Here is a 10,317-nt window from a genome sequence, read left to right as displayed (position 1 = left end):
CGATGGACACCCTTGCTCTTGGCTAATGGTTGGCAACTGCCAGCCCCCATAGCGGACTTTCACCGCCTAGCTACGCGCCATGCGTGGCGCACTAAGAGGGGCTGGGAAAAGGTATAAAACAACCTTTTTCCCAGCCCCTAAGCAATGAGTAGAGCCGTCACAGCCTTTTTATGTAGGATGTCATCCAATTGAAGACCATTATTCTTTTTCTTTAAGCTTCAATAAATAATGGGTATATCCCTTTACACTATCCTCTGTTTCGCCGGTGGATATCGTTTCCATCGCAACATAAATATCGTTATTTGTAATATAAAACGCAGGATTGGACAAAACCCCATCTTCTACATACATAATATAATGTTCGATCTCATCAACATCTAATTCTTTTTTAATCTCATCATAATCAAATAGAGAACTCAAGCCCTCAAAATTCTCAAGGTTTTCCCCGCCTACCTCATCATAATATTTATCATCGTAGTCCTTCATGGTGATGAATTCAAATCCTTCTGCTGGGTTTTCTCCAAATGTTCCTGAGGTTTCAGAAAAATAACTCTCTCCTATGGAAAACTCTACATCTGTGAACATTTCTGTTACTGCTTTTACGTCATTTTGATAGTCTTCTTCACTTTTTCCAGAATATTTGCGCATATACGCAACTTCCTCAAATGTGTATTCCCCATAAAAATCAGCTATGTTTAAAGACGTATTATCTGCAGATTGATTAGAAGACCCACACCCCATTAAAAAGAAAATCATGATACTGTGCAAAATAATGTTAGCCATTCTTATCTCCCTTCTTCTTTCCCACTTTAGTATACTATATATGTACATCTACTTAAATTTTTACATTAATACGTAAATCTTATTTTATAGTAAATGCTCTCCCTTTTGTGATTTCTTATTAAATAAACCCGCCCTATTTAGTGAAAAACGTTCCCGTCAGCTTATCGATTAATTCTTTTTCCACAAGAAAATCGCGGATAGAAATTGCTGCGAAATACGAGGAGAAATCGAAATCAGCCAGTAAACAATCGTCATAAAGCAAACTGATCGTCAATTCCTTCTGCGGCGTGATGCCTTTTTCCAGTAGCCATTCTGCTACCTGCGTGTAAATCGTCTGTCCCTGTTCAGAAATTGAACTTTCCACAGCAAATTGCCCGGCCAGGCTTTGCCACCAGACGTTAAAGGAGTGATAAATATCCTCATATTCTTTTAACGTCCTCTCGCATTGAGCGAACAAGCGCTGATAAAATAAGCTTTTCTCTCTGAAAATTTCCAGGTCATTTATTGGATTTTCAGAAATCCGCCTTGCTACTTCACTCCACACCTCTCGATACCGCATTTCAAAGTCTTCTTGAAATTCACCTCTTGATGGCAGGTAGGGAAATTTCCATTCATCCTTATTTTGTTGGCGATTTAGAAAGATATTTTGGATATACACTAAAAAATTCAACGTATAACTGGCTTCTATTTTCATTAGCAACGTATTTTCCATATAAGCTCCCCTCTCCTTAAATTATTGCTGCAAATAGAGAGTTAATTCTACTTCTTTCTCAAAGAAAAAAATCCTGCTGGAACAGGATTTTTCAGACCGTAGACAAAACTTGTCTCTTTTGGGTTAGTGACACTGGAGGATATGTGTTTCTCCAGTGCCAGTCGATAATTTTTTTAGGTCCATGGCAGCAAAAACAAGCATCGCCTGCATCGAATTTTTTTCCAACCCTTTCAGGTTTGTCAAACGCACCCCATGCTTTTGTTTCTGCAAAGACACGTGCAATCGTTGCTTTCCGTCTTACATAGATCTCTCTCTTTACGGTCAAGCAACCCCCTTTTTTCCCCTTAGGCAAAGCGGACGGGGTGGGAGGGCCGACTCCTGCAGGAGGAGAGGGCAGGTTGAAATCCACCGGCCGGGCCGGTTAGTTCAACGCCCTCCTGCGGAAAGCGTGCCCCCCATCCCGGGAGCGGGTTCGAAGCTCTGGATCGTGACAAATCCTTCTACCAAAAAATCCTGCTGTAACAGGATTTTTCTCAGTGTATTAAATGTCACCACGGCAGCAAAAGCCGGATGCCGCCGATGCCTGCCAGAACCATGATGATCAGGTTGAAATTTTTCTGCGGGATATAGGGCAGTGCTTTGATGCCGATCAACGAACCGAGCAGAATGATCGGAATAAACCATAAATAAAAGAGAAACGTTTCTCCAGTAATTAAATCGAGATTCACGTACAGCGGCACTTTAATCAAATTAACCGCTAAAAAGAACCACGCGCCAGTGCCGATAAAGACGTTCTTCGGCAAAGCGAGCGCCAATAAAAAAATAGCCATCACGGGCCCGGCTGCGTTTCCTATCATTGTTGTAAAACCGGCCAAAGTTCCCATTACGCCGATAAACAGCTTCGATTGCGGTATATTCGTTAGCCATTTCGCCCCAGCTTTTGCCCGGTATATTTGCAAACTAACCATACTAATGATAATAAGTCCTAAAATAATTTCAATCGGTCTGCTTACGGTGACAAAAAATAATAGCACGTAGCCGGCGGCCAGACCTCCGAGAACCCAAGGCAGCATTCGCAGCAACGTTTTCCAGTGGACCGTATGACGATAATAGGCGACCGCAATCAAATCAGCGGTAATCAGCATCGGCAGACTGATTCCAATTGAATCGCGCGCCGGAAAAATCGAAGCCATTGTCGCGACAACGAGAATCGTTAACGCCGGCAGGCCCGTTTTGGCAATCCCAATAAAGATGGCACAGATGCCGACAAGGACAATCTGAAACCAGCTCAACTCTAACATACAACTCTCCCTCTCCTTCTCTCCTCTTCACAACCTCTACCAGTATACCACTACATTATTCATGAGACTCGCTAAACATGTCGAAAACATGACTCTAGCAGTCGATTTTCGCCTGAATTTGCTCTTTTCTTTTTCGTTTTCTCTTTATTTCGTAAAAATTTGAGCAACCCACTTGAAAGTCAAAAAAGGTCAAAGTATAATATAGTCAAAGATAGTCAAAGTCAAACTAATTCAAGGAGGGTCTATCAGATGAAATGTCAACATTGCAACCAACGTGAGGCAACCGTAAATGTGAGATTTCAATTGAATCAAGATGTTCACCAGCTCCTTTTATGCCATACATGCTATCAATCGTTACAAGCCGGCTCAAAGATTCCTTCCGGATTTGGAGGCGGGTTTTCGCCAATGTCGTTTGATGAATTGTTTAAACAATTCGGCGGAGCACACCCAACCGGAAATGAAGGAGCTGCGGCTGTTCAGCAAGGAGGACGCGGCGGTGGCGGCTTTTTGGATCAATATGGCCGTAATCTGACACAAGCGGCAAAAGCCGGCCTGCTCGATCCGGTAGTCGGCCGCGATGATGAGGTCGCGCGCGTGATTGAAATTTTAAATCGCCGCAACAAAAATAACCCGGTGTTAATCGGCGAACCAGGCGTCGGAAAAACAGCGATTATCGAAGGCTTGGCGTTAAACATTCATGAAGGGACCGTCCCATCCAAGCTTAAGAACAAAGAGGTTTATTTGCTTGATGTCGCTTCGCTCGTCGCCAACACGGGCATTCGCGGTCAATTTGAAGAGCGGATGCAGCAGCTGATTGCCGAGCTGCAAAGCCGCAAAAACATTATTTTATTTATCGATGAAATTCATTTACTCGTCGGCGCCGGCTCAGCGGAAGGTTCAATGGATGCCGGAAACATTCTCAAGCCGGCTCTCGCCCGCGGTGAGCTGCAGGTCGTCGGGGCGACAACGTTAAAAGAATACCGCGCAATCGAGAAGGATGCCGCGCTGGAACGCCGCTTCCAGCCCGTTAAGGTCGACGAACCGACAGCGGAACAGGCCATTGAGATTTTACAAGGATTAAAGGAAAAATACGAAGCTTATCATAACGTTCAGTATACGGATGACGCCTTGGCAGCCTGCGTCAACCTGTCAGACCGCTACATTCAGGATCGCTTTTTGCCAGATAAAGCAATTGACCTGCTGGATGAAGCAGGCTCAAAGAAAAATTTAGAAGCTGGTGTGACAAGCAGCGATGAAATTGAAAAGCGGTTGGCCGAACTGGAGCATGAAAAGAAAAAAGCGCTTCAGGACGAAAATTATGAAGCAGCCGCCAAGCTGCGTGACGAGGAGGCCGCGCTTGAAGCCCGTCTTCAGTCAAAAGAAGATGTGAAAGCTGCGATTGAGGTTGCGGATATTGAAGCGATCATCGCCAAGAAAACCGGTATTCCGGTCGGAAAATTGCAGGCCGATGACTCGGCAAAGCTTAAGCATTTAGCGGAAAACCTCAGCAAAAAGGTCATTGGGCAAAAGGAAGCTGTCGAAAAAGTCGCCAAGGCGATCCGCCGTTCCCGGGCAGGGCTGAAAGCAAAGCACCGGCCGATCGGTTCCTTCCTTTTTGTCGGACCTACCGGCGTCGGGAAAACAGAGCTGACAAAGTCATTGGCGGAAGAATTGTTCGGCTCGAAGGAGGCGCTTGTCCGTCTTGATATGAGTGAGTATATGGAAAAGCACGCCGTCTCGAAATTAATCGGCTCCCCTCCTGGCTATGTCGGCCATGAAGAAGCCGGGCAATTAACCGAGAAAGTGCGCCGCAATCCGTATTCCATCATTCTTCTCGACGAAATTGAAAAGGCGCATCCCGATGTCCAGCATATGTTTTTGCAAATTTTGGAGGATGGCCGCCTGACAGACAGCCAGGGACGCACGGTCAGCTTCAAGGATACCGTCATTATTATGACAAGCAATGCCGGGATCACGGACAAAAAAATCACCGTCGGCTTCGGCGCGACCGATGCCGTCAAGCAAACTTCCGTGCTTGATTCGCTCTCCGCTTACTTCAAGCCGGAATTCTTAAATCGCTTTGACGCGATCATTGAATTCAATCATCTGAACAAAGAAGAGCTTGTCCAGATTGTTGATCTGATGCTGAATGAACTTCAGCAAAGCCTTGCTGAACAGCAGATTTCCTTATCCGTTTCAACCGAAGCGAAGGAAAAGCTGGTCGAGCTCGGCTACCACCAGGCGTTCGGCGCACGTCCACTGAGACGCGCGATTCAGGACCAGCTCGAAGACAGAATCACCGACCTCGTGCTCGAAGAAGAGACGATTCACGCTATTGATGTAACCGTGAAAGATGGAGAGATTTATGTAGCCGCTGCTACGTAAGCTGTAGCAGCTGTTTCTCTCCTTTTTGGCAAAACAAGTAGAGGCAGACTCAAAAGGAATTTTTCCGATTGCGTCTGCCTTTTTTGCTGCCGGGGAGCGCTTTACGCCTCCGCCACGGCCCCGTTAAGATCCTCGGCTGAGGTCGCGACCTCAAAGCTTGCTTTTTCAATTTCCATGACGGCCATCATCAGCTCTTCCATCTTCTCCTTCACATTGCCAAGAGTCCGGCCGCTTTGATCGATCGAGCGCACGATGTCCTGATACATTTCCTGCATATTTTCGGATGCGTTCAATCCTGTCAAGACAGCTCCTTCCACTTGCTGCAAGGAATCAATTACTAGTCCAGTCAATTGGTTGGAGTTCTCGATTAATGTTTGAATTTGTCCGATGGAATTTTTCGTCTGCTCGGCCAGTTTTCTCACTTCGTCGGCCACAACGGCGAAGCCTTTACCATGTTCGCCGGCACGGGCCGCTTCGATTGCCGAATTTAGCGCCAGCAAATTGGTTTGGTCGGCAATTCCTTTCACGAGTGTAATGACATTCGTAATTTCTGTCGTCGAGGAACTAAGCTGGCCGATCGCTTTATTCATATCCTCCGTGTATTTTTCAATTGAACGAATCTTTTCGAGCATCGCCCGGAGTGTATTCTCTCCCTCCACGCTCTTTGATGTAGCTGTCATAAATGTTGCATTGCTTTCACCGGTTTTGTCATTAATCGCCGCCAGGTTCGTAGTTAGCACTTTGGTTGCGGCCTGTGTTTCTTCAGCCAGAGCGACCAGGCCTTCACTGACGATTAAAATTTTGTTGCGCAAGTCTTTTTTCCCTTCGTCGTAGCGCCCGTGAATTTTGGCCACCGTCTCCTTCTCATACGCTTCCAATACGATTTGCTGTTCAAAGCTTAGCAGCTTGTTCATAGCTGAGATGATCGTATAACGCTCCGTTTCGATCTCCACTTCTTTGCTAATGAGAGAAAATAGCGCCTGCTGTAAATTTTGGAACGCGCCCATGTACCAGGCCGGCTGTAACCCGATCCGATAGTGGATTTGAGCGACTCGTACTCTCTTTTCAAGAAAGGCTTGATCGATTCGGCAATGAAACAATTCTATCAAATGCAGTTGCAACGTTTTTTCCAGTTTGGCAACCTCTGTATGCTGCTCAATCATCTCTCTTAATTCATTTGTTTGCAGCATTTTTTCGTAAAACGTCTTTACTAACCTCCCGCTATGCTGCTCGATTAACGGCTTTACTTGTTTTATCGCTTTTAAATCCTCCTCTGTTAATTGAATCATCGCCAGCTTGTCCTGCATGCTTTCATCTTCGATCTCAATAAGGACATCAACTTGATGATTATTGAGCCACCTTTTTGGCTTGTTGTTTCTTTTCCTGCTTCCAAACAAATTCACTTTTCTCTCTCCTTCGTTTGGCCGGTTGCGCTACTCACTCCAACTCTCCCAAAGCGCCCATTTCCAGAAGAATCTTCATTGCTCCCAAGTTATTTGTCTCAAGTATAAACGAAAAGAAAAAAGAAGATAACTCATTTTGTAAAATTCAGATTTATCCTGATTAGCACTGTGAAAACGGTTGAAATAGCGATGAAAGGAAACAAAATGCTCTGCTTGTCTGTTTAGATCATTTCGTAAGCAATCCACTTCGATAAAGCAGTTTGTCTAAATTTGAATTAATTCAAAAAATCGTCAAAAATTGGCGATCTTCATTGTTTTCCTAAAACCGATGTACTATTCTATTGGTAATAAATGATAATTTTCTAACAAATAAGATCGTAAAAAACGGAAGGAAGAGCGCTCAAGTGAAAAGCCCTCCTGAAAGAGCGGATACTAAAAGTCAGTTCAGGCGACTCGTTTACCTGGCAATGGCAGTTTTTCTTTTGCTAGTAGCAAGCATTGTCTGGTTTTCCATAATGAGAATTAATCAAGAAAAAGCGATTGAAGACGTCCAACTTTTCCAGCAAATCACAGGGCCGAACGTACACAGTGCCGGCTATCAAATCAGTGACAGCGGCCTCCTTAGAGGGACGATCACGTTCAAAAGGTATAAGGAAGTAGATGGAATACCAATGGATTGGGGAGACGATGTTGTTTCTTACAGCTTGTTCGGCGGGCTCAGACGGATCCGGGGCACTGTCTCCTCAATTCAATTGCCAGATCCCGTTACTGGGCAGAGAAGGGCTTATGATCCGGACAGCAAACAACGAATCATGGAATTTTACCGTCCCGACGTTTTCGATTACGAAGAAATCAAGAATGATCTGGCCCTTCTTCCTCAATTAGATCCGGACAGCAGCGCCGAAATGGCGCTTTCCTTCGACAGTGGCTATTCCGTCGAGGAAGCCAGCGCGATGATCCCTGACTCTGTTTCGCTTAAATGGTTTTGGGTCGATACCTATTCTGAGAATGACACGCAGCATCATAACGGCATCATCCTCCCTTCGTTTCCAAATTCAGCAAATGAAGTGTACGGCTTTCCGAATGATGCTAACAATCCATCAGCCAGTGCCAAACAGTTTATCGATGCGCTGAATTTGGGCTATGAAAAAAGCAATGGTCGCTATCACCGGGAGTTTAAGAGAATCTTTCATTATATAACGAAAGACAGCGAGACGGTAAATGTCGAGGATATTGAGATTTTTGGAGTCGTTGTAACCGGTTCTGCCGATGAGTTAGCATCATTGGCAGAGCTGCAGCAAGTGAGAGCTTCAAGTCTCGGCGTTATGAATAAAGGATATAATGGAAAGGATGATCTATGATCAAACTTATTCAATTGGAGCTTCGCAAGCTGAGATTTTCGATATGGGTTGGAGTTTGGATAGCGGTCCTGTTCAGTTGTCTTGCGATCCCCCCTGTCGTAAACGGCTATACGTATCATTACAATATCGAAGTATGGGAACAGTCCGGGGAGATCTTTAACGTCTTCTTTCCTTTATTTGCTGTCATTCCCGGGTGTTGGCTAATGTACGTTGAAAGAAAACATGGCTTTCTCTCCCATACTTTAACGAGAGTATCGAGAAAAACATACATCACGGTAAAATGGTTAGTGGTGTCATTGATTGGCGCTTTGATCGTTTTTCTCGTTTCCTTTACTGGATTGGTCGTCTGCCTATATGTGATGCCGGACGTTTCCGCGCCTGCTTATGAGGCCGTCATCCACCAGTTCGCCGGGTATTATTTTATTCATCACCCTTTCCTTTATGGTTTCGTTCTCAGTCTTTGGAAAGCATTTATCGGGTTTTTAATCGCCTCATTCGGATTCGTTCTCTCGCTCTATATTAACAACTTATTTATTATTTTAACCGGGCCTTTTGTTTATACGATTTTAGAAAACTTTACACTGGCGATTTTCGGTTTACCCTATTTTCGATTGGTAACTTCGTTTGAACCGAGCATTTTATCCGATGAGGTCGTGACATTTGATCGGTTATTAGTCGGTCCGGCGTTGCTGCTGCTTTTTATCCTCGGATTGATTGCTTATTTTACCTATGTGAAGAAAGAATCTATCTATCAAGTATAAGCTTGGACGGTATAAAGGAGTATCAACTGAACGATGACAGCCTTACTTACACAGTATATCGCTCGCTTTGTTTCTAAAAAGCTACTAATCGTATTCATTGTTTTTTCACTCTATTCGTTGTATCTAAAGGATTTAGCCGTCTCTTTTTCATTGTCCTATTGGGAATACATCATTATCTCTTTAAGTGATCATTATTATCTGTTGTATTTTATGATTATCAGCTTTCTTTATCTGTTATTTTCCCTCATGAACAATGATAACGAGGAATTGATTTGGATCAGGTCGAAAACGTTCCTACACTATTATCTTGCTCAATTGCTTTCGGTTTTTGTTCTGGCTGCTTTATTCGTCATGTTACATCTATTGCTCGCAGCCTTGCTTGGACTCGGCCTCCGCTTCCATCATCAGTTCACTCCTGCGGCATTACAGACAGACCTTTTTATTCTCGGCGACATCAGTCCTTATTTTCAAAGTCCCTTCCTGGCAATGATAGCGATTGTTTTCTATTTCATCTCCGGACTTACGTTTGTCGGCGCGGTTTTTTTATTTTTAAAGCAGCACGTAACGGTACATTTCATGATGGCCTTGTTTGCATTCTTTTATTTCCTGATGCTGGTTAGCATCCGAACAGAATGGGATCATCTTCTCCCTTTTCTGTTTCTCAACAATTATTTTATCCTGCATCATGGGATTGAAGTATTTAAAGGTCAGTATGGATCTTTCATCGTTGTGGAACTGATTGTGATGGTGATCATGCTTCTGGTCACAAAAAAATATTGGGATAAAAAGCTGCGATTCAGCTTGTCAACCATATTCAAGCACGGAAAAACGGATTTCTGGAATGCAACACTACTTTTTTCGCCTAAAAACCTGATTGTGATCAGTGTGCTTGTCATCGTCCCATTGATTTCATTTGTGATCAATCACGAGGCTCTCACCTTTTCCGATTTGCTTGTATTGCAGTTTTTCGGTCACGGGAGCGGTTATTTTTATTTGATCGATTTCATTCAGATGATTGTCTACAATGGTGTTCCGCTCTATTTGTTGTGCTATTTTCTCGAAAAAGAGGCTGCCGATCGAAGCTCACTCGTCACGATCCGCCTGACCTATAAAAAAACCTGGTTTCACTCGCTGATCCGTTCCGCTTGTCTATTTCTTTTTGTTTACATCGTGATGACCGTCTTATTCGTCGTTCTGCTTGCGCTATTGCTTGATTTACCATTCACCGGCTATCACCATATGTCCTTGCTGTTTACGGAAATGGGGGTCGAGGAAATCAATCTTATTTCCTTGCTTATGATCACTGTCAGCAGCAAATTGATGGAGCTGATTTTCAGCTTTTTCCTTATCCTGCTCGCATTCAGCTTAACCGGAACGGCCGTAGCCGGATTCGTTTTCATTCAGCTGTTGTACGTTCTTTCCTTACTTGCTGTGCCACCTTTGACCTATTTACCAGCCGGCCTTTCCTCCTTAGCAAGAATGCAGGAAATTATCGGTGGGCAAGGCATCGGCTATTCAACGATCATGGTGATCTTCACCGTGCTAACCGTTACTCTTTATGCCAGTTTGAAAAGTGGACTATATCAAAAAATGTTAGACAGAGGGGATTAA

The 10,317-nt window shown here is 44.1% G+C and carries 8 protein-coding genes, 1 pseudogene and 1 riboswitch; of the genes and pseudogenes, 4 read left to right on the top strand and 5 right to left on the bottom strand.

Annotated features, from left to right (window positions below; genetic code table 11):
* Nucleotides 1-198: 198 nt before the first annotated feature.
* The 4 genes and pseudogenes from ABMB67_RS16650 to ABMB67_RS16635 form a co-directional block, all read right to left on the bottom strand.
* Nucleotides 199-783 carry a hypothetical protein gene (locus ABMB67_RS16650; protein WP_354572757.1) on the bottom strand — a complete coding sequence of 195 codons (585 nt, stop codon included), beginning with the start codon at nucleotides 781-783 and terminating at the stop codon, nucleotides 199-201.
* A gap of 133 nt (nucleotides 784-916) precedes the next feature.
* A complete protein-coding gene (locus ABMB67_RS16645) occupies nucleotides 917-1,495 on the bottom strand; it encodes a hypothetical protein (RefSeq protein ID WP_251222554.1) in 579 nt (192 codons plus the stop codon).
* A 91-nt stretch (nucleotides 1,496-1,586) separates the two neighbouring features.
* Nucleotides 1,587-1,808, bottom strand: a pseudogene (locus ABMB67_RS16640) (transposase); the annotation flags it as partial.
* Nucleotides 1,809-2,043: 235 nt separating this feature from the next.
* Nucleotides 2,044-2,796 (bottom strand): sulfite exporter TauE/SafE family protein, encoded by a 753-nt coding sequence (locus ABMB67_RS16635; protein WP_354572756.1) that lies wholly within the window; start codon nucleotides 2,794-2,796, stop codon nucleotides 2,044-2,046.
* 249 nt (nucleotides 2,797-3,045) lie between these two features.
* Here ABMB67_RS16635 and ABMB67_RS16630 point away from each other — a divergent pair, with 249 nt between their 5' ends.
* Entirely contained in the window at nucleotides 3,046-5,181 is a 2,136-nt protein-coding gene (locus ABMB67_RS16630; RefSeq protein WP_354572755.1) for an ATP-dependent Clp protease ATP-binding subunit, read from the top strand.
* Between the two features lie 101 nt (nucleotides 5,182-5,282).
* Here ABMB67_RS16630 and ABMB67_RS16625 read toward each other — a convergent pair whose 3' ends face one another.
* The gene (locus tag ABMB67_RS16625) at nucleotides 5,283-6,584 is read right to left on the bottom strand and encodes a protoglobin domain-containing protein (protein WP_354572754.1); all 1,302 of its coding nucleotides are present in this window, start codon (nucleotides 6,582-6,584) and stop codon (nucleotides 5,283-5,285) included.
* 10 nt (nucleotides 6,585-6,594) lie between these two features.
* A riboswitch (cyclic di-GMP riboswitch) is annotated at nucleotides 6,595-6,679 on the bottom strand.
* Nucleotides 6,680-6,988: 309 nt separating this feature from the next.
* On the opposite strand from ABMB67_RS16625, the gene ABMB67_RS16620 reads away from it, so the two are divergent.
* Genes ABMB67_RS16620 through ABMB67_RS16610 form a run of 3 tightly spaced genes read left to right on the top strand, consistent with a single transcriptional unit; the run spans nucleotide 6,989 to nucleotide 10,317 of the window.
* Nucleotides 6,989-7,945: an anti sigma factor C-terminal domain-containing protein gene (locus ABMB67_RS16620; protein ID WP_494337748.1), complete on the top strand. Its 957-nt coding sequence runs from the start codon at nucleotides 6,989-6,991 to the stop codon at nucleotides 7,943-7,945.
* Nucleotides 7,942-8,706, top strand: coding sequence for a hypothetical protein (locus ABMB67_RS16615; RefSeq protein WP_354572753.1), 765 nt, complete (start codon nucleotides 7,942-7,944; stop codon nucleotides 8,704-8,706). The genes ABMB67_RS16620 and ABMB67_RS16615 overlap by 4 nt, the downstream gene beginning before the upstream one ends.
* Before the next feature lie 33 nt (nucleotides 8,707-8,739).
* On the top strand, nucleotides 8,740-10,317 hold the full coding sequence (locus ABMB67_RS16610; protein WP_354572752.1) for a hypothetical protein: 1,578 nt from the start codon (nucleotides 8,740-8,742) through the stop codon (nucleotides 10,315-10,317).

The sequence above is a fragment of the Halalkalibacter oceani genome, from assembly GCF_040544555.1.
In the GTDB taxonomy this organism is placed as follows: Bacteria; Bacillota; Bacilli; order Bacillales; family Bacillaceae_D; genus Halalkalibacter; species Halalkalibacter oceani.
The sequence above is the reverse complement of the archived record's forward strand: the minus strand, read 5'-3'. Positions and strand labels throughout refer to the sequence as shown.

Coding starts and splice junctions, on each gene's coding strand:
- ABMB67_RS16650 (WP_354572757.1), bottom strand. CDS start 783: ATGGCTAACATTATTTTGCACAGTATCATGATTTTCTTTTTAATGGGG.
- ABMB67_RS16645 (WP_251222554.1), bottom strand. CDS start 1,495: ATGGAAAATACGTTGCTAATGAAAATAGAAGCCAGTTATACGTTGAAT.
- ABMB67_RS16635 (WP_354572756.1), bottom strand. CDS start 2,796: ATGTTAGAGTTGAGCTGGTTTCAGATTGTCCTTGTCGGCATCTGTGCC.
- ABMB67_RS16630 (WP_354572755.1), top strand. CDS start 3,046: ATGAAATGTCAACATTGCAACCAACGTGAGGCAACCGTAAATGTGAGA.
- ABMB67_RS16615 (WP_354572753.1), top strand. CDS start 7,942: ATGATCAAACTTATTCAATTGGAGCTTCGCAAGCTGAGATTTTCGATA.
- ABMB67_RS16610 (WP_354572752.1), top strand. CDS start 8,740: ATGACAGCCTTACTTACACAGTATATCGCTCGCTTTGTTTCTAAAAAG.